General features: G+C 70.4%; 14 protein-coding genes and 3 tRNA genes. 12 read left to right on the top strand and 5 right to left on the bottom strand.

The features are described 5' to 3' along the window. Window positions 1-102 precede the first annotated feature (102 nt). The 6 genes from clpX to VFQ84_RS13705 all read left to right on the top strand — a co-directional run bounded on the left by clpX (window position 103) and on the right by VFQ84_RS13705 (window position 6,663). Window positions 103-1,398, top strand: a complete 1,296-nt coding sequence (clpX, locus tag VFQ84_RS13730) for an ATP-dependent Clp protease ATP-binding subunit ClpX (RefSeq protein WP_325132198.1) — start codon at window positions 103-105, stop codon at window positions 1,396-1,398. Between the two features lie 140 nt (window positions 1,399-1,538). Beyond that, a complete protein-coding gene (gene lon, locus VFQ84_RS13725) occupies window positions 1,539-3,974 on the top strand; it encodes an endopeptidase La (protein WP_325132197.1) in 2,436 nt (811 codons plus the stop codon). Between the two features lie 208 nt (window positions 3,975-4,182). Beyond that, window positions 4,183-4,455: an HU family DNA-binding protein gene (locus VFQ84_RS13720; protein WP_325132196.1), complete on the top strand. Its 273-nt coding sequence runs from the start codon at window positions 4,183-4,185 to the stop codon at window positions 4,453-4,455. 11 nt (window positions 4,456-4,466) lie between these two features. Next, window positions 4,467-4,541: transfer RNA gene (locus tag VFQ84_RS13715), tRNA-Val, on the top strand. Between the two features lie 15 nt (window positions 4,542-4,556). Then, a tRNA-Asp gene (locus tag VFQ84_RS13710) sits at window positions 4,557-4,633 on the top strand. A gap of 83 nt (window positions 4,634-4,716) precedes the next feature. Further along, entirely contained in the window at window positions 4,717-6,663 is a 1,947-nt protein-coding gene (locus VFQ84_RS13705; RefSeq protein ID WP_325132195.1) for a SurA N-terminal domain-containing protein, read from the top strand. 90 nt (window positions 6,664-6,753) lie between these two features. On the opposite strand, the gene VFQ84_RS13700 is transcribed toward VFQ84_RS13705, so the two are convergent. The 3 genes from VFQ84_RS13700 to gloB form a co-directional block, all read right to left on the bottom strand. Then, entirely contained in the window at window positions 6,754-7,545 is a 792-nt protein-coding gene (locus VFQ84_RS13700) for an enoyl-ACP reductase (RefSeq protein WP_325132194.1), read from the bottom strand. Between the two features lie 88 nt (window positions 7,546-7,633). Further along, window positions 7,634-8,836, bottom strand: a complete 1,203-nt coding sequence (locus VFQ84_RS13695; RefSeq protein ID WP_325132193.1) for a transglycosylase SLT domain-containing protein — start codon at window positions 8,834-8,836, stop codon at window positions 7,634-7,636. Next, window positions 8,833-9,600: a hydroxyacylglutathione hydrolase gene (gene gloB / locus VFQ84_RS13690; protein WP_325132227.1), complete on the bottom strand. Its 768-nt coding sequence runs from the start codon at window positions 9,598-9,600 to the stop codon at window positions 8,833-8,835. Before gloB ends, VFQ84_RS13695 begins: the two co-directional genes overlap by 4 nt. 44 nt (window positions 9,601-9,644) lie before the next feature. Between gloB and VFQ84_RS13685 the strand changes: the two genes are divergently transcribed. From VFQ84_RS13685 to VFQ84_RS13670, 4 genes are read left to right on the top strand one after another with little or no spacing between them, the layout of a single operon-like run. Next, window positions 9,645-10,337, top strand: coding sequence for a methyltransferase domain-containing protein (locus VFQ84_RS13685; RefSeq protein ID WP_325132192.1), 693 nt, complete (start codon window positions 9,645-9,647; stop codon window positions 10,335-10,337). A gap of 24 nt (window positions 10,338-10,361) precedes the next feature. Beyond that, window positions 10,362-10,796, top strand: coding sequence for a ribonuclease HI (gene rnhA, locus VFQ84_RS13680; RefSeq protein WP_325132191.1), 435 nt, complete (start codon window positions 10,362-10,364; stop codon window positions 10,794-10,796). An 8-nt stretch (window positions 10,797-10,804) separates the two neighbouring features. Beyond that, complete coding sequence (gene dnaQ / locus VFQ84_RS13675; protein WP_325132190.1) at window positions 10,805-11,512, top strand: DNA polymerase III subunit epsilon; 708 nt, start codon at window positions 10,805-10,807, stop codon at window positions 11,510-11,512. Between the two features lie 46 nt (window positions 11,513-11,558). Further along, complete coding sequence (locus VFQ84_RS13670; protein WP_325132189.1) at window positions 11,559-13,085, top strand: serine/threonine-protein kinase; 1,527 nt, start codon at window positions 11,559-11,561, stop codon at window positions 13,083-13,085. A gap of 7 nt (window positions 13,086-13,092) precedes the next feature. On the opposite strand, the gene VFQ84_RS13665 is transcribed toward VFQ84_RS13670, so the two are convergent. Both VFQ84_RS13665 and VFQ84_RS13660 read right to left on the bottom strand, forming a co-directional pair. Next, a complete protein-coding gene (locus VFQ84_RS13665; protein WP_325132188.1) occupies window positions 13,093-13,794 on the bottom strand; it encodes a PP2C family serine/threonine-protein phosphatase in 702 nt (233 codons plus the stop codon). A 2-nt stretch (window positions 13,795-13,796) separates the two neighbouring features. Next, window positions 13,797-16,100, bottom strand: coding sequence for an autotransporter domain-containing protein (locus tag VFQ84_RS13660; protein ID WP_325132187.1), 2,304 nt, complete (start codon window positions 16,098-16,100; stop codon window positions 13,797-13,799). 144 nt (window positions 16,101-16,244) lie between these two features. Between VFQ84_RS13660 and VFQ84_RS13655 the strand changes: the two genes are divergently transcribed. Together VFQ84_RS13655 and VFQ84_RS13650 are read left to right on the top strand one after the other, a co-directional pair. Next, window positions 16,245-18,212, top strand: coding sequence for a caspase family protein (locus VFQ84_RS13655; protein ID WP_325132186.1), 1,968 nt, complete (start codon window positions 16,245-16,247; stop codon window positions 18,210-18,212). Window positions 18,213-18,281: 69 nt separating this feature from the next. Then, a tRNA-Ser gene (locus VFQ84_RS13650) sits at window positions 18,282-18,371 on the top strand. Window positions 18,372-18,412 lie beyond the last annotated feature (41 nt).

Raw genomic sequence — 18,412 nt, 5'->3', positions numbered from 1 at the left:
CACCGCCTTCACGCCCCGATCCGGCCCCGCCGGGTCGGGGTTTGACCATTGGCGGCCTGTGATATTCTCGATTCCGACCCATTCCACCAGGGCAACCAGAGCATGACCGAAGACCGCCAGGGCCGTACCGGCGACAGCAGCAAGATCCTGTACTGCTCGTTTTGCGGCAAGAGCCAGCACGAGGTCCGCAAGCTGATCGCGGGCCCCAGCGTGTTCATCTGCGATGAATGCGTCGAGCTGTGCAACGACATCATCCGCGAGGAGCTCGAGGAAAAGGCCCACGCCGCCCGCAGCCACCTGCCCAAGCCGCGCGAGATCCTCGAGGTCCTCGACCAGTACGTCATCGGCCAGCAGCGCGCGAAGAAGACGCTGTCGGTCGCGGTGTACAACCACTACAAGCGCATCGAAAGCCGGATCAAGAACGAGGACATCGAACTGTCCAAGTCCAACATCCTGCTCATCGGCCCCACCGGCTCGGGCAAGACCCTGCTGGCGGAGACGCTGGCGCGCCTGCTCAACGTGCCGTTCACCATCGCCGACGCCACCACCCTCACCGAGGCGGGCTACGTCGGCGAGGACGTCGAGAACATCATCCAGAAGCTGCTGCAGAAGTGCGACTACGACGTCGAGAAGGCGCAGCAGGGCATCGTCTACATCGACGAGATCGACAAGATCTCGCGCAAGTCCGAGAACCCGTCCATCACCCGCGACGTCTCGGGCGAAGGCGTGCAGCAGGCCCTGCTCAAGCTCATCGAGGGCACCGTCGCCTCGGTGCCGCCGCAGGGCGGCCGCAAGCACCCGCAGCAGGAATTCCTGCAGGTCGACACCAAGAACATCCTGTTCATCGTCGGCGGCGCCTTCGCCGGCCTGGACAAGATCATCCAGGCCCGCAGCACCGAAGCCGGCGGCATCGGCTTCTCGTCCAAGGTGAAGTCCAGCGAACGCAAGGTCGAGGTCGGCAAGCTGCTGGCCGAGGTCGAGCCCGAGGACCTGATCAAGTTCGGCCTGATCCCCGAGTTCGTCGGCCGCCTGCCGGTGGTCGCCACCCTCGAGGAGCTCGACGAAACCGCGCTGATCAAGATCCTCACCGAGCCCAAGAACGCCATCACCAAGCAGTTCAAGAAGCTGTTCGAGATGGAGGGCGTCGAGCTGGAGGTGCGTCCGGACGCGCTGATGGCGATCGCCAAGCGCGCACTCAAGCGCAAGACCGGCGCCCGCGGCCTGCGCACCATCATGGAGTCGGTGCTGCTCGACACCATGTACGACCTGCCGTCGCTGGAAAACGTCAGCAAGGTCGTCGTGGACGAGTCGGTGATCAACCATGCCACCGAGCCCTACCTGATCTACTCCAGCACCCCGGCCCCCGCCGCGGCGCCCAAGGCCGCCTCCGGCGACTGAACCGTACGCTGCAAGTGCTTGAATCCCGGGCCGGTCTTTCCGGCCCGTTTCTTTTCCGGAAGAAAAACTTGCAAGCAGCCCCCCGGGCCCCCATAACCTGAGCCATAGCGGGGCCCCCGGCCCCCGACGGAGCCCCTCCCATGGAAGACAAGACCCCCGTCCCGAATCGCCTGGACCTGCCCGTGCTGCCGCTGCGCGACGTGGTGGTGTACCCGCACATGGTCATCCCGCTGTTCGTGGGCCGCGACCGCTCGATCAAGGCGCTGGACCTGGCGATGGCCGGCGACAAGCAGATCCTGCTGATCGCCCAGAAGAGCCCGGACACCGACGACCCGGCCGCGGAAGACCTCTACGGCGTCGGCACGCTGGCCCAGGTGCTGCAGTTGCTCAAGCTGCCCGATGGCACCATCAAGGTGCTGGTCGAGGGCTCGGCGCGCGTGGCCATCGATGGCTACGGCGACCGCGAGGGCGCGCTGACCGCCACCGGCGTCGAAGTCGATTCGCTGCATGCGCGCGACGCGCGCGAACTCGAGGTCACCCAGCGTTCGCTGATGACCCTGTTCGAGCAGTACGTCAAGACCAACCGCAAGCTGCCGCCCGAGCTGCTGACCACGCTGTCGGGCATCGACGAACCCAGCCGCCTGGCCGACACCATCTCGGCCCACCTCGGCGCGCGCCTGTCCGACAAGCAGCAGCTGCTCGAGACCCTGGACATCGGCCAGCGCATGGAGATGCTGATTGGCCTGGTGGACGGCGAGATCGACGTCCAGCAGATCGAGAAGCGCATCCGCGGCCGCGTGAAGTCGCAGATGGAGAAGAGCCAGCGCGAGTACTACCTCAACGAGCAGATGAAGGCGATCCAGAAGGAGCTCGGCGAGCTGGACGAAGCGCCGAACGAACTCGAGGAGCTGGCCAAGAAGGTCGCGTCCGCCGGCATGCCCAAGGCGGTCGAGGCCAAGGCCCGCGCCGAGCTCAACAAGCTCAAGCAGATGTCGCCGATGTCGGCCGAGGCCACCGTCGTGCGCAACTACATCGACTGGCTGGTGGGCGTGCCGTGGAAGAAGCGCAGCAAGGTCCGCAAGGACCTCAAGGCCGCGCTGGACGTGCTCGACGCCGACCACTACGGCCTGGAGAAGGTGAAGGAACGCATCCTCGAGTATCTCGCGGTGCAGTCGCGGGTGAAGAACATGAAGGGCGCCATCCTGTGCCTGGTGGGCCCGCCCGGCGTCGGCAAGACGTCGCTCGGCCAGTCCATCGCCAAGGCCACGAACCGCAAGTTCGTGCGCATGTCGCTGGGCGGCGTGCGCGACGAGGCCGAGATCCGCGGCCACCGCCGGACCTACATCGGCTCGATGCCCGGCCGCATCGTCCAGAACCTGAGCAAGGTCGGCAGCAAGAACCCCCTGTTCATGCTCGACGAGATCGACAAGATGAGCATGGACTTCCGCGGCGACCCGTCCTCGGCCCTGCTCGAAGTGCTGGACCCGGAGCAGAACCACTCGTTCAACGACCACTACCTCGAGGTCGACCTGGACCTGTCGGAAGTGATGTTCGTGGCGACCTCCAACTCGCTCAACATCCCCGGCCCGCTGCTCGACCGCATGGAAGTGATCCGCATCCCCGGCTACACCGAGGACGAGAAGCTGCACATCGCCGAGAAGTACCTGATCCCGAAGCAGCTCAAGGCGAACGGGCTGAAGCCGGCCGAGCTCAAGGTCAGCGAGGGCGCGGTGCGCGACATCGTGCGCTACTACACGCGCGAGTCCGGCGTGCGCAACCTCGAGCGCGAGGTCTCCAAGATCTGCCGCAAGGTGGTCAAGGAAATCGCCCTGGCCGGCCCGCGCAAGAACGGCAAGCCGCTGTCCATGAGCGTCACCCCCAAGAACCTCGACAAGTACCTGGGCGTGCAGCGCTTCGACTTCGGCCGCGCCGAGCAGGAAAGCGAAGTCGGCCTGGTCACCGGCCTGGCCTGGACCGAAGTCGGCGGCGACCTGCTGCAGATCGAAGCCACGCTGCTGCCGGGCAAGGGCCAGCTGATCCTCACCGGCCAGCTCGGCGACGTCATGCAGGAATCGGTCAAGGCCGCCTACAGCGTGGTGCGTTCGCGCAGCGAGCGGCTGGGCCTGGACACCGAGTTCCACAACAAGTTCGACACCCACGTGCACGTGCCCGAGGGCGCCACCCCGAAGGACGGCCCCAGCGCCGGCATCGCCATGGTCACGGCCCTGGTCTCGGTGCTGTCGGGCGTGCCGATCCGGGCCGACGTGGCCATGACCGGCGAAATCACCCTGCGTGGCCGGGTGCTGCCGATCGGCGGCCTGAAGGAAAAGCTGCTGGCGGCCCTGCGCGGCGGCATCCGCACGGTGCTGATCCCGGACGAGAACAAGAAGGATCTCGCGGACATCCCCAAGAACGTCACCCAAGGCCTTGAGATCATTCCGGTCAAATGGATCGACGAGGTCCTGGATGTCGCCCTGGTGCGCCCCCTGGCCCCGGGGGCGGGGTCCGACCCGGCCCCCGAGGCCAGCAGCGAACCCGGCACGAAGGACGGTGGCCAGGCCTCGATGACGCACTGATCGCGAGCCACCGCAAGTCCCGGAAACCCGCGAAATATCTGGCTTTCGCGTATTGCGCGGTCAAAATGCGGCTGGTATAAATCATCCAACCTTCGCACCGGGAAACCCCGCGTGTGCTGGCACAGGTGGATCGGAGCCGCGCCCCAGGCCATTGCCGGGCCGGCCCGGTTTTTCAGAATGCGGGTTCCCCCCGCTCAGGGAGTCAATAATGAACAAAGCCGAATTTACGAGTGCCGTCGCCGATGGCGCCGAGCTGTCCAAGGCTGACGCTGGCCGTGCCGTCGACGCCATGATCGAAACGATCAAGAAGGCGCTCAAGAAGGGCGAAACCATCACGCTGGTGGGCTTTGGCACCTTCTCCGTCCGCAAGCGCGCCGCCCGCCAGGGCCGCAATCCGCAGACCGGCGACACCATCAAGATCAAGGCCTCGAAAAATCCTGCGTTCAAGGCTGGCAAAGCCCTGAAGGATGCTGTAAACTGAGCGTCTTGTAAGGGTGCTTAGCTCAGCGGTAGAGCGTCGCCCTTACAAGGCGAGGGTCGGGGGTTCGAAACCCTCAGCACCCACCAAGCAGTAGAAACAGCGGAGTGGTAGTTCAGTTGGTTAGAATGCTGGCCTGTCACGCCGGAGGTCGCGGGTTCGAGTCCCGTCCACTCCGCCATATCCTCGAGGGCGCCCCGCAAGGGCGCCTTCGTTTTTTCCGGCCCGGGAAACCGGGCTCCACCTTCGAACGGCATATCCCACATGCTCCAGCGCATTCGCGACAAGTCCTCGGGTTGGATCGCTTTCCTCATCCTGGGCGCGGTCATCATCACGATGGCGTTCTTCGGCATCGACTCCTACTTCTCGCCCAAGATCGAGACCTACGCCGCCAAGATCGAAGGGCCGGCGAAGTACTGGATCTTCGGCAAGCAGGAGCGCGAGATCTCGCAGGATGAGTTCCGTCGCCGCTTCGAGCAGGCGCGCCAGCAGGCGCGCGAGGCCGGTGGCGAGGGCTTCGACAGCGCCGCCTTCGAATCCATCGACTCCAAGCGCAACGTGCTCGACGGCCTGGTCGACGACGCGCTGCTGGCGATGGTCGCCGAGCGCGAAGGCATCACCGTGCCGGAACAGGAAGTGGCGGAGCAGCTCAAGGCGCTGCCCCAGTTCCAGGTCAACGGCGCCTACAGCCCCGACCAGTACCGCCTGGCGCTGGCGGGGCAGGGCACCACGCACGCCCAGTTCATGGCGTCGGTGCGCGCCGACCTGGCGCGCCGCACGCTGCCCAACCAGATCGCCACCACGGCCATTGCCGGCAACAGCGAGCTGGAAGCCTTCCTGCGCCTGAGCCAGCAGACCCGCACGCTGCGCCTGATCGACCTGCCGACGCCGTCGCTGCCGGCGGAGCCGCCGACCGAGGCCGAGCTGCAGGCCTGGTACGACGCCAATGCCTCGCGCTATCGCACCGAAGAGCAGGTCGCGATCGAATACGTCGAGATCGACGGCGCCGCGCTGGACGTTCCGGCCACGGTCGACGAAGCGACCCTGCGCGCCCGCTACGACGAACTGCGCGCGCGCTACGTCACCGAGCCGCAGCGCGTGGCCTCGCACATTCTCATCGCCGTGCCCGTCGACGCCGATCCCGCGGCGGTCGAGGCCGCCCGCGAGCGGGCCGCCGCGCTGGCCGCGCAGGCGCGCGAACCCGGCGCCGATTTCGCGGCCCTGGCGCGCGAGAACTCCGACGACCTGGGCTCCAAGGCCGAGGGCGGCGACCTGGGCGTGGTCGAGGCCGGCCTGTTCGACGCCGCCTTCGAGCAGGCGCTGTTCGCGCTCGACGCCGCGGGCCAGGTCACCGATCCGGTGCGCACGCCGGACGGCTGGCACGTGATCCAGCTGCGCGAGCTGGTCCCGGGCAGCGAGCGTCCGTTCGAGGACGTCCGCGCCGAGATCGAGCAGGAATTCCTGCAGAACGAAGCCGAGCGCCGGTTCAGCGATCTCAGTGGCCGCCTGGTGGAGCGCATCTACAAGGATCCGACCGCGCTGGCGCCGTCGGCCGAAGCCGTGGGCCTGCCGGTGCAGCGCACCGCGCTGTTCGGCCGGGGCGGCCTGCCGCAGGGCCTGTCGGCGATCGAAGCGGTCCGCGCGGCGGCCTTCAGCGATGCGCAGAAGGTCGAGCGCCAGGTCAGCGACGCGATCGAGATCGGCCCGAGCCATGTCGTCGTCATCCACGTGGTCGACGTGGTGCCCGAGGCCGCGATCCCCTTCGACGAGGTCAAGGACCGGGTGCTGTCGGACTTCAACGCCGATCGCCTGGCCAAGGGCTCGCAGGCGCAGGCCGAAGCGCTGCTCGAGCGCGCCCGCCAGGGCGAGACGCTGGACGCGCTGGCCACCGACGTCGGCCGCACGGTCGCCGACATGCCCGACGTGGGTCGCCGCGGCCCGCTGCCGCCGGCGCTGCTGTCCGAGGTGTTCCGCGTGGCGCCGCCGGAGGCGGGCAAGCCCTCGTTCGGCATCGCCAAGGTGGCGAACGATCGCCACATGCTGTTCGAAGTCACGGCGGTCACGCCGGGCGACCTGGCCGACCTGGACGATGCGACCCGCGGCCTGCTCGTCGACCAGTTCGCGCAGGCGCGCGGCCAGGCCGAACTGCTCGAGTACCTGCGCGCACTGCGCAAGGTCTACACGGTCAAGGTGTCCGAAGAGCGTCTCTGACGCTTCTTTGGCAACGAAAAAAGCCCGGGTTTCCCCGGGCTTTTTTTTATCCCGCGCCTGGCCCTTGGCCCGGCGGGATCCCGTCCCGGCTCAGTCGATGGTGATGCCCGTCATGCCCAGGATGCTGTAGCCGCAGTCGACGTAGGTGACCTCGCCGGTCACGCCCGCCGCCAGGTCCGAGCACAGGAACGCGCCCACGTTGCCCACGTCCTCGATGGTCACGTTGCGGCGCAGCGGCGCCGTCTCGGCCACGTGGGTGAGCATCTTGCGCAGGTTGCCGACGCCCGAGGCCGCCAGCGTCTTGATCGGGCCGGCCGAGATCGCATTGACGCGCGTGCCTTCCGGGCCCAGGTTCATGGCCAGGTAGCGCACGTTGGCCTCCAGGCTGGCCTTGGCCAGGCCCATCACGTTGTAGCTGGCCAGCGCCCGCTCGGCGCCCAGGTAGCTCAGCGTCAGGATGCTGCCGCCGCGGCCCTTCATCATCGGCCGCGCCGCCTTGGCCAGGGCCGCCAGCGAGTAGCTGGAGATGTCGTGCGCGATGCGGAAGTTCTCGCGGGTGAGGTTGTCCAGGAAGCCACCCTCGAGCGCTTCGCGCGGCGCGAAGCCGACCGAGTGCACCAGGATGTCGAAGCCGTCCCAATGCTTGCCCAGCTCGGTGAACACCGACTCGATCTGCGCATCCTCGGCGACGTCCAGCGGCAGCACGATGCTCGAACCGCAGTCGGCGGCCGCGGCCTCGACCCGGGACTTGAGCTTGTCGTTCTGGTAGGTGAAGGCCATTTCGGCGCCCTCACGATGCATGGCCTCGGCGATGCCGCTGGCGATGGAGCGTTGGCTGGCGATACCCACGATCAGGGCCCGCTTGCCGGTCAAGAATCCCATGGTGTCCTCCCGATGGCCGCGCGTGTCGGCGGCGATGGCCCGTAGTTTGAACCGCGGCAGGCCATACCGCCAAGCATGGTCGCGGCGCTCAGGGGTCGATGCGGATCCGCTGGCCCGGGCGCAGGATCGAACGGCCGTCCAGCTGGTTGAGTTCGAACAGCGAGCGCAGCGTCACGCCGTAGCGTGCGGCGATGCGCGACAGCGTGTCGCCGGGCCTGACCGCGTGCACGCGCCCGGTCGCCGCGGGCAAGGGCAGGCCGGTGTCCGCGTCGGCCGAAGGCCCGGCCTGCGCCAGCGCCGCCAGCCGCGACAGCGCGCTCGCCGGCGCCAGCACGTCGCGCGGCACGCCGGCGACCACCCGGCCCTGGCGGTAGGCCGGGTTGAGCGCGCGCAGCGCCGACGCATCGACGCCCAGCTGCACCGCGGCCTGGTCGAGGCTGGCCACGCCCGCCGGCAGCGCAATCCGCACCAGGGGCGTGAAGCGCGCCTCGCGCGGCAGCACCAGGCCGTGGCGCTCGGGCTTGTCGAACAGGCAGGCCAGCGCATGCAGCTTCGCGACGTAATCGTAGGTGGTGTTCGACAGCCCGCGCGGCAGCCGGTGCTCGCCCGAGACGCGCTGGTCGCCGCTGGCCTGGAACGCCCGCAGGATGCGGTACTCGCCGGCGTTGTAGCCCATCGCCATCGCCCGCCATTCGCCGCCGAACTTCTCGTCCAGCGACTCGAGGTAGGACAGCGCGGCGTCGGTCGACGCCACCGGCGAAAGCCGGCCGTCGTAGCCCGGTTGGATGCGGACCCCGTGGTTGCGCGCGGTACTGGCGATCATCTGCCACATGCCGGCCGGACCGCCGGGTCCGATCGCGGCCGGGCGATACCAGCTCTCGACGATCGGCAGCAGCGCGAACTCGCCCGGCAGGCCACGCCGCTCGACGTCCTCGACCACGTAGCCCATCAGCGGCAGGATCTGCTCGACGTGGCGGGCGAAGCTGTCCGGGTAGCCGGCGTAGCGCTTGCGCCAGAGCTGGTTGCGCTCGCCCTTGACGCAGACCGGGGCGGAGAAGCGGGCGCGCATGCGGTCGAAGACCTCGGCGCCGGTGTCGATCGGGTCCGGCGCCGCCGGCGGTGCCGGCTTCGGCGGCGCGGCGGGCGCGATCGCGGCGGGAGCGGCGAGGGCCACCGGCGTCGCCGGCTCCTCGGGCTCGAGCGGGTCCGGCCGCACCGACGGCTGGCAGGCCGACAGCAGCCCGAGGGCGACGATCAGCAGGAGCGGCAGGGCACGGCGGAGGTCGCTCATCCGGTGAAGCCGTCCTTCCATTCGCGCAGCGCCGCGAACGCCGCGGCGCGATCGGCGGGCGCCTGGCCCAGCCGCTGCGCCAGGGTGGCGCGCACGGCCGGCGTGTCCACGCGCAGGAAGGGATTGGCGTCGCGCTCGACCGCCAGCGTGCCCGGCAGGCTGGGCAGGCCGGCGCGCCGGCGCTCGCCGACGCGGGCCAGCCAGGCCTCGCGCGCCGGATTGTCGGGCTCGACGGTGCGCGCGAAGCGCCCGTTGGCCTCGGTGTATTCATGGCCGCAGCAAAGCGCGGTGTCGCCCGGCAGCGCGGCCAGGCGCTCCAGCGAGGCCAGCATCTGTGCCGGCTGGCCTTCGAACATGCGCCCGCAGCCGAGGCTGAACAGCGTGTCGCCGCAGAACAGGTGCCCGGCGCCGTGGAAGGCGACGTGGCTGCGCGTGTGCCCCGGCACCGCCATCACGTCGAAGCCCACGCCCAGCGCCGGCACGTCGACCCGGTCGCCGTCGCCGACCCGCTGCACCTCGCCCGGGATGCGGTCGTCCACGGGCCCGTAGGCGGGAATGTCCAGCGCCGCCTGCAGACGGGCCGCGCCGCCGACGTGGTCGGCGTGGTGGTGGGTCAGCAGCAGGGCCACCGGGCGGATGCCTTCGGCCATCGCGGCCCGCACCGGGGCGTCATCGCCCGGGTCGACGACGACGGCGGCGCCGTCCGCCCCGCACAGGAGCCAGATGTAGTTGTCCTGGAAGGCGGGCAGGGCGACGAGACGCAGCAACGGGGTGACCTGGGACGCGCTTATGACGCAGAATCGCGACCATGCCCCCGGCTCCCGCCCGACGTCAACCCGACTCGCCCGCCGCTGCCTGGTTCAAACGCGAGGCCAGCCTGCGGATGCTGCACGAGGTGCAGCGCCAGGCCATCCCCGAGCTCACCCGCGTCTTCGGCCATACCGGCCTCTACCTGCGGCCGACGCCGGCCCTGGCCCCGGTGCTGTCGGGCAACATGCTGGCCAACGTGGTCAGCCTCCACCGCGACGGCGACGGCCTGGCCGGCGACCTGGCCTGCCGCGACGACCAGCTGCCGATCTGCAGCGGCTGCGTGTCCCTGGTCTACGGCCTGTTCGTGCTCGAGACCTCGCCGGCGCCGGTGACCCTGCTCGAGGAGATGGCGCGCGTGCTCAAGCCCGAGGGCGTCGCGATCCTGCTCACGCTCAATCCCTGGAGCCCGGCGCGATTGCGCTGGGGCTTCCGCGGCCTGGCGCCGCGCGACCCGCTGGCGGTGGTCGCCGATGCCCAGGCCGCCGGCCTCGAGGTCCAGCGCCGCCGCTGCCTGGGGCCGGTGTGGTCCAGTGCGCCGGCGGTGGACCTGGCGCCGCGCGAACGCGATCATCCCTGGGCCGGCCTGCGCATGGCCAGCCTGGTCGTCGCCCGTCGCCGCGACCCGGCCCTGACCCCGGTGCGCGCCGGCACCGCCGCCCTCAAGTTCCGCCCCGGCATGAGCGCCGGCTGACAAGAACCCCGCATGGATGCCCGAATGAAATCCGTAGAAATCCACACCGACGGCGCCTGCCTCGGCAACCCCGGCCCCGGCGGCTGGGGCGCACTGCTCCGCCACGGCGGCACCGAACGCGAGCTGGCCGGCGGCGAGGCCGACACCACCAACAACCGCATGGAGCTGCTGGCGGCCATCATGGCGCTCGAAGCGCTCAAGTCGCCCTGCGAGGTCGTGCTGTCGACCGACTCGCAGTACGTGCAGAAAGGCATCGGCGAATGGCTGCCGAACTGGATCCGCCGTGGCTGGAAGACCGCCGGCGGCGACCCGGTCAAGAACCGCGACCTGTGGGAGCGCCTGCAGGCCGCCGCCAAGCCGCACAAGGTGCAGTGGAAGTGGGTCAAGGGCCACGCCGGCCACGTCGAGAACGAGCGCGTGGACCAGCTGGCCCGCGCCGCCGCAGAAAAGTTCCGCTGAGGCCCGCCATGCGCCAGATCGTGCTCGATACCGAAACCACCGGCCTGTCCTGGGAAAAGGGCAATCGCATCGTCGAGGTCGGCTGCCTGGAACTGGTCGAGCGCCGTCCCACCGGCCGCCAGTTCCAGCGCTACTTCAATCCCGGCCGCGAGATGGAGCCGGGCGCGCAGGAAGTGACCGGCCTGAGCCTGGACTTCCTGCGCGACAAGCCGCGCTTCGAGACGGTGCTGGACGAACTGCTGGAATTCATCGCCGGCGCCGAGCTCATCATCCACAACGCCAGCTTCGACGTCGGCTTCCTGAACTACGAGCTGTCGCTGGCCGGCAAGCACTACGGCCGGCTCGAGGACCACGCCAGCGTGCTCGACACGCTGGCGATGGCGCGCGAGCGCTTCCCGGGCCAGCGCAATTCGCTCGACGCGCTGTGCAAGCGGCTGGGCGTCGACAACGGCCACCGCAAGCTGCACGGCGCCCTGCTCGACGCCGAGCTGCTGGCCGAGGTCTACCTGGGCCTCACCGCCGGCCAGGGCGACCTGGGCCTGGCGCCCGCCGGTGAGCCGGAAACCGCGGCCCGCCCGGTCGGCGGCATCGCGCTGCCCGCGGCGCCGCGCCGGGTGCTGCGCGCCAGCGACGCCGAGCTCGCCGCGCACGAGGCCCGCCTGCAGAAGATCGCCGGCAAGGCCGGCAAATGCCTCTGGCCCGGGCCGGCGGCCTGAGCCGTTTGGTGGATAATCGGCCGGCGCCACCGGCCAGGGGATCGACTTGAACGCCACCGTCCTGCTCACCTCGGTCGACATCAACATCCCGGGCTACCGCATCCTGCGGCCGATCGGCGAGGGCGGCATGGCCTCGGTGTTCCTGGCCATGCAGGAGTCGCTGGACCGCGAGGTGGCGCTGAAGGTGATGTCGCCGGTGCTGGCGGCCAACGCCGAGTTCGCCGGCCGCTTCGTGGTGGAAGGCAAGATCACCGCCAAGCTGCAGCACCCGAACCTGGTGACGGTGTACGACATCGGCAGCCACAACGGCGTCTACTACCTCGCCGCCGAGTACATCCCGGGCGGCACCCTCAAGGAGCGCATCGCCGAGGGCGACCTGAGCGTCGCGCACGTGCTCGACATCGCCACCGATATCGCCCTGGGCCTGGATTTCGCGCACGAGAAGGGCTTCGTGCACCGCGACGTGAAGCCCGGCAACGTGCTGTTCCGCAAGGACGGGCGGGTGGTGCTGGCCGACTTCGGCATCGCCAAGGCCATGGACGGCAGCAACAGCTCCACGGTCGCCGGCGCCTCGATCGGCACGCCCGACTACATGAGCCCCGAGCAGGCGCGCGGCGAACCGGTGGACGGGCGCTCCGACCTCTACAGCCTGGGGACCGTGCTGTACGAAATGCTGGTCGGCGCGCCGCCCTACCAGGCCGCCGATCCGTTCACGGTGGCGCTGATGCACGTCACCCACCCGGTGCCGACCCTGCCGGCGCCGCACGCCTGGCTGCAGCCGCTGATCGACGGGCTGATGGCCAAGCTGGCGGGCGAGCGGTTCAACACCGGCGCGGCCTTCATCGAGGCGCTGCATCGATTGGTTTCGACCGCACCGGAAGCGGTCGCCATCCAGGAAACGCGCGCCCGCAAGCCCGGCACCGGCCAGCGCATCGCCAACGGCGCCGCCACCCAGCAGCGCACCCGCGTCAGCGTCGCCCGCGACCAGGCGCGGCCGGCCTGGCTGCTGCCCGCCGCCGGCCTGGCCGCACTGTTCGCGATCGCGGTGCTGGCCTGGTGGCTGCTGTCGCCGGCGGCCTCGCCGACCGCCGATCCGGCGCGGGCGGTGGACGCGGCGCCGCCGGCCACGGCCACGACCGGCGATGCGCCGGATCGCGACGCCTTGCCCGCTGATTTCCAGATGCCCAAACCGGTCGATGCCGCCGATGCCGACGAAGTCGCGCGCCTGCTCAATGCCGCCGACCAGCTGTTCGAATACGGCACCCGCACGGAGCCGGGCCGCAAGCTGACCCTGCCCGACGACGACAGCGCGCTGGGCTACTACCGCCAGGCGCTGCGGCTGGACCCGGAGAATGTCCGCGCAAAGGCCGGCATCGCCGGCATCGTGGCCTTCTACCGCAGCTTCGGGCACAAGGCCTGCGCGGCCGGGCGTTGGGCGCAGTGCGGCGTGATCGTGCGCGCCGGCCTGGCGGTGGATCCGGGGGATGCCTACCTGCGCGAGCTGCAGGACGCGGTCGCCACCGCCGAGTCGGGCGACGCGCCGACGCTGCCGCCGGCGCCGCCGGCCGGCTGACGCGGGCTCAGCGCCGGCGCAGCAGGATGACGGTGACGTTGTCCGAGCCGCCGCCGTCGAGGGCCGCGGACACCAGGTGGTCCACGCACTCCTGCGCCGACAGTTCGGCCTGGCCCAGCAGGCCGGCGATGTGGGCGTCGTCGACTTCCTCGGTGAGGCCGTCGCTGCACAGCAGCAGCTGCTGGCCCGGGCGCAGTTCGCCCGATAGCGTTTCCACCTTCAGGCTTTGCGGGTCGGTGACGCCCAGCGCCTGCGTGACCACGTTGCGGTGGGGATGCGCGCGCGCCTGTTCGGCGGTGATCGCGCCCTGGTCGATCAGTTCCTGCACGTAGCTGTGGTCGGACGAAAGCTGGCGCAGCTGGCCGTTCCACAGGTAGGCGCGGCTGTCGCCGACCCAGGCCAGCTCGAAGCGGTGGTCCTGGATGCGCAGCGCCACCATCGTCGTGCCCATCGGCAGGCTCTCGGCGCGCTGCTTGCTGTGCCGGATGATGTCTTCGTCGGCCCGGCGGATGGCGTCGGCCAGCGGCCGGCCGGCGCGGACCTCGCGCACCACGGTGTCGCGGGCCAGGGCGCTGGCGACTTCGCCGAACTCATGGCCGCCCATGCCGTCGGCCACCAGCCACAGGCCCAGTTCGGAGTCGCCGAAGTAGGTGTCTTCGTTCAGCTCGCGGCGCAGGCCGACGTGGCTGAGGTGGCCGAACTCGATCATGCTCAGAACTCCATGCGCAGGCCGAGGGCCAGGTTCCACTGCGATTCGCCGTCGCGTCCGGCCAGGCGCTCGTAGTAGAAGAAGCCCGAGCGCCCGCCGGTCAGCACCATCGACAGGCCCAGGCCCAGGCGGAAGTAGTCGGTATCGAGCGGGTCGCCGGTGACCAGCATCGGCGTCGCCAGCGGGTCGTTGAGGAAGCGGGCCTCCATCGCCTGCGGGTCGTCGCGGAATTCATGCTCCCACTCCAGCTGCAGGTGCGGCATCAGCACGCCCCAGTTCGTGCCGTGGGTCCAGGTGAACTTGGTGCCCAGCACGCTGGCCAGCGAGGTCAGGTCCCGGCTTTCGATCGCCAGGCCCAGGCCGCTGCCGGGTGCGCCGGCAACGGTCTGTTCGCGGATCTCGTCGAAGCCCAGTCGCGTGTACATCAGTCGGCCGTACGGACCCACGCCGAAGGCGCCGCGGTTGAAGTCGCGGCCGAAAGTGAAGGCGGTGGCGAACAGGTCGCCCGAGGCGTCCGCGATCGCGGTCTGGTCGATGCTGGTGCTGCCGCCGCCCGCCAGCGGCAGGGTGTACTGGATCCGCCGCAGCATCTCGTAGTCGTTGCGGCCCCAGGTCAGCACGCTGTCGAGGTACCAGCTGTCGGCCTGGTAGTAGGTGCTGTAGGCCGACACGCTCCAGCCGGTGGTGTCCAGGCCGCCGCGGTCGCCCGGCAGGTCGGTGTCCTGGCGGGTGTAGCCGAGCGAGCCGCCGATCACCCAGCGATCGCTCCGGCGGTAGTCGAGGCCGGCGGTGAGGCCTTCGACGTCGTAGTCGAAGGCGGGGTCGACGCTGCCGCCGTCGGACTCGCCGCGACCGATGGTGCCGGCCGCGAAGAAGCCCCAGCGGCTGAAGTCGGCGCCCACCTCGGTGGCCTCGCCGTCGGCCCCGAAGGCGCTGGAGAGCGTGCCCAGCGAAATCGGGCCGGCCGGCGTGTTCAGCGCCAGGCCGCCGAAGCGCGTGCCGCCGGTACCGCTGCGCAGCGCCGCGATGCGGGTCTTGAGGTTCTGGAACTGGGACTGCACCGCGCTCAATGCGGCATTGGCCTGGGTCAGCGCGACGCCGGCCATCAGCTGGTCGAGGGCGTCGACGGTGGCGGCGGGATCGAGGCCGGCGGCGGCGCCCAGTTCGCGGCAGCGCGCCAGCAGGTCGGCCTGCTGCGCCGTCGGGGTCGGCAGCGCGGCCAGCGCGGGGCAGAACGTATCGATGGCTTCGGCCACGGCGCGCTGGGTGCGCGAGAGGCCGGCCAGGTTGCGCAGCGCGCCGTTGAGCTGGAACACGGCCGGGGCTGCCGCCAGCGGCGAGCTGGCGGTGACGTCGACCGCGCCGGCCGAAGCGACCGTGACGGTGTTGCTGGCCACGCCGGCGCCGTTGGTCAGGGTGGTGGCGGCGCCCAGCGTGCCGGCCGAGGCGGTCCAGGCCACCGGCGAGCCGGCGATGGGATTGCCGGCGGCATCGCGCAGCTCGACCTGCAGCGGCGCCGAGGTGGCGCCCGCCGCCAGCGTCTGGCCGTCGCCGCCGATCACGTCCAGGGTGCCCAGGGCATCGACGGTGAGGTTGAACACGGCGATGGCGGTGGCATCGTCCTGGCGCACGGCGGTGATCGTGACCGGGCCGGGCGTGTTGCCGGCGGTGGCGGTGACGCTGGCGTTGCCGAAGTTGTCGGTGTTGCTGGTGGCCGCCGACAGCGTGGCCGAGCCGCTGGTGACGGTCCAGGACACGGGCACGCCGACGGCGTTGAGGCCGTTGTCGGTGGCATTGGCCTGCAGCGGCGTCGGGAAGGCGACGTTGGGCAGCACCGTCTGGTCGCCGCCGTCGACCGCCGTCAGCAGCCGCACCACGGTGGCGTCGGTGTTGAAGGTGAACACCAGCGAGCCCGGGGTGCAGAACGTGGGCACGCAGCTGGCCTGCACGGTGCCGGTGCCGTTGGCGAGCGGGCCGAGGGCGACGGTGAAGGTGTAGTCGGTGTCGAGCACCAGGGTCGGCGCGGTCGGCGGCACGATCGCGGCGCCGCCGGTGGTGTCGGCGGTGATCGCCAGCACGATGTCCACCGTGGGCGTGCACGCCACTTCGGCGCGCAGGGTGAAGCTGACCTGGGTGCCGGCGGGCCCGGTGGCGGCGGTGGCGCCGACTGGGACGAAGTCGCAGCTCTGTGCGCGGGCGCCGCTGCTCCAGGCCAGCGCGGCGATCGCGACCAGCCCCCAGGTGAGTGCCTTGACGACGTGGCTTGCCGCCCGTCGGGCGTCGACCGCAACCTTGCCTGAGTCCATCGCTTTTCCCCTGGAATGCGGCTATAACTTCGCCTCGAGTATAGCGGCTGGCGCGCCGCTGCAAGGGCCTCCGCGCGAGCCGCATCGCTTCCCAACGGAGCCGTGCCCATGAGCCTGCACAACCCTTGTCCGCTCCTCTCCCGAATGTCCGTTCTTGCCGCCGGCTGCCTGTTGGCGGTGCTCGCCGGCTGGCCGGCGGCGCCCGCGCAGGCCGCGGTGCGCAACGCCGAGGACCTGCTGATCGTCGACTGCCTGTTGCCCGGACAGATCCGGCGCCTGGGCCGGCAGGCCACCTTCCTCAGCGCCCGGCGGCCGGTGCGCACCACCCAGTCCGACTGCCAGATCCGCGGCGGTGAATATGTTTCCTACGACCGCGCCAATTACCAGACCGCGCTGAAGGTCTGGCTCGAGGGCGCGATGTCGGGCGATGCCGAGGCCCAGAACAACGTCGGCGAGATTTATTCCAAGGGGCTGGGTACCGCGCCCGACTACGGCATGGCCTTCCAGTGGTTCAAGAAGGCGGCCGAGCAGGGCTACGGCCGCGCCAGGATCAACCTGGGCTACCTGTACGAACAGGGGCTGGGCGTCGAGCGCGACCAGGCGGCGGCGCTCAATCTCTATCGCGAGGCCTCGGGCATCGAGGACGAACTGATGTACGCCTCGGTGGTGCAGGTCGAGATCAAGGCGCGCGACGAGAAGATCAGTGGCCTCGAGCAGGACGTGCAGGCCAGCGAAGCCGAGTCCGCCGCGCTGCGCGAGCAGGTGCAGGCGCTGCAGCGCGAGCTGGCCCAGCGCCGCGGCGCCCTGGCCGAGGCCCGGCGCCAGCTGTCCGAGACCCAGGCCAAGCTGGCCCAGGCCCGCCAGCAGCAGGACGACGACCTCACCCGGCTGCTCGAGAACCAGCTGCTGGCCCAGGAAGAACAGATCAACAGCCAGCGCACCCAGCTGGCGTCGCTGGAGCAGCGCGCCGGCGCGTCGGCGGGCGGGGCCTACGCGGCCGCACCGATGCTCGAGATCCTCGATCCCGTCTTCGTCGCCACCCGCGGCCGCAACACCGCCGTCTATCGCGGCGGACCCGGCAAGCGCCAGGTCGTCGGCCGGGTGACCGCGCCCGAGCGGGTCGGCGCCATCACGGTCAACGGCCAGCCGGCGCCGCTCAACGCCAGCGGCGGCTTCAGCGCCGAGGTCGACGTGCCGGCCGGCGGCACCCAGGTGCAGGTCGCGGCGACCGGACGCGAGGGCGGTCGCGCCGAACTGGCCTTCACCCTGCTGCCGCAGGCGGGCACGTCGCCGGCCGCGGCATCGGCGCCCGCCGGCGACGGCAAGCTGCCGCGCGGCGTCAAGCTCGGTCGCTACTACGCGGTGGTGATCGGCAACAACAGCTACCGCGACCCGGCCTATCCCACGCTCACCAGCGCGGCCAACGACGCCAACGCGGTGGCGGCGATGCTGCGCGAGCGCTACGGCTACCAGGCCAGCCTGGTGCTCAACGGCAGCCGGCTCGAGATCCTCACCGCGCTCAACGAGATGCGCGAGACGCTCAAGCCCGAGGACAACCTGCTGGTCTACTACGCCGGCCACGGGGAGATCGACGCCAGCGGCCGCGGCTACTGGGTGCCCAGCGACGGCGCCGCCGGGGCCGACAAGACCTGGATCTCGAACGCCGCCATCAGCGACATCCTCAACACGATCCCGGCCCGGCACGTGCTGGTGGTGGCCGACTCCTGCTACTCGGGCACCATGACCCGGGCCTCGGTGCCGACCTTCGACCCCGGCACGATGGCGGCGGGGCAGTGGGACGAATGGGTCCGGGCCATGGCCGACGGCCGCTCGCGCACCGCCCTGACCTCGGGCGGCGTGCAGCCGGTGCCCGACACCGGCTCGGGCCGGCACAGCTACTTCGCGCGGGCCTTCCTGAACGTGCTCCAGGACAACAACGGCCTGCTGGAGGGCCAGCGCCTGTTCCGGGAGGTGTCCACCTCGCTGGCGCTGGGCGCCATCGACGCCCCGGTGCCGCAGGTGCCCCAGTACTCGCCGATCCGCTTCGCGGGCCATGAAAGCGGCGAGTTCTTCTTCCTGCCGCGGGGGGCCGCCAGCGGGTCCGGCCCCTGAGGCTGGCGGATCGGCTCGCGCCGCCCTATAATTCGCGGCCCCGGCGGTGCGACCGCTACGCCGGGGTCCGGAGAGGTGGCAGAGTGGTCGAATGTACCTGACTCGAAATCAGGCGTAGGTGTGAGCCTACCGTGGGTTCGAATCCCACCCTCTCCGCCATTCCCACGCCCTCGCATTCAGCCGAGGCTTTGGCCCTACTT

It is taken from the genome of Arenimonas sp., from assembly GCF_035721105.1.
In the GTDB taxonomy this organism is placed as follows: domain Bacteria; phylum Pseudomonadota; class Gammaproteobacteria; order Xanthomonadales; family Xanthomonadaceae; genus Arenimonas.
This window is presented reverse-complemented; position numbering and strand designations above follow the sequence as displayed.

Excerpts from the sequence above, each read along its gene's own strand:
- clpX (WP_325132198.1), top strand. The coding sequence starts at position 103 with ATGACCGAAGACCGCCAGGGCCGTACCGGCGACAGCAGCAAGATCCTG.
- lon (WP_325132197.1), top strand. The coding sequence starts at position 1,539 with ATGGAAGACAAGACCCCCGTCCCGAATCGCCTGGACCTGCCCGTGCTG.
- VFQ84_RS13720 (WP_325132196.1), top strand. The coding sequence starts at position 4,183 with ATGAACAAAGCCGAATTTACGAGTGCCGTCGCCGATGGCGCCGAGCTG.
- VFQ84_RS13705 (WP_325132195.1), top strand. The coding sequence starts at position 4,717 with ATGCTCCAGCGCATTCGCGACAAGTCCTCGGGTTGGATCGCTTTCCTC.
- VFQ84_RS13700 (WP_325132194.1), bottom strand. The coding sequence starts at position 7,545 with ATGGGATTCTTGACCGGCAAGCGGGCCCTGATCGTGGGTATCGCCAGC.
- VFQ84_RS13695 (WP_325132193.1), bottom strand. The coding sequence starts at position 8,836 with ATGAGCGACCTCCGCCGTGCCCTGCCGCTCCTGCTGATCGTCGCCCTC.
- VFQ84_RS13685 (WP_325132192.1), top strand. The coding sequence starts at position 9,645 with ATGCCCCCGGCTCCCGCCCGACGTCAACCCGACTCGCCCGCCGCTGCC.
- rnhA (WP_325132191.1), top strand. The coding sequence starts at position 10,362 with ATGAAATCCGTAGAAATCCACACCGACGGCGCCTGCCTCGGCAACCCC.
- dnaQ (WP_325132190.1), top strand. The coding sequence starts at position 10,805 with ATGCGCCAGATCGTGCTCGATACCGAAACCACCGGCCTGTCCTGGGAA.
- VFQ84_RS13665 (WP_325132188.1), bottom strand. The coding sequence starts at position 13,794 with ATGATCGAGTTCGGCCACCTCAGCCACGTCGGCCTGCGCCGCGAGCTG.
- VFQ84_RS13660 (WP_325132187.1), bottom strand. The coding sequence starts at position 16,100 with ATGGACTCAGGCAAGGTTGCGGTCGACGCCCGACGGGCGGCAAGCCAC.
- VFQ84_RS13655 (WP_325132186.1), top strand. The coding sequence starts at position 16,245 with ATGTCCGTTCTTGCCGCCGGCTGCCTGTTGGCGGTGCTCGCCGGCTGG.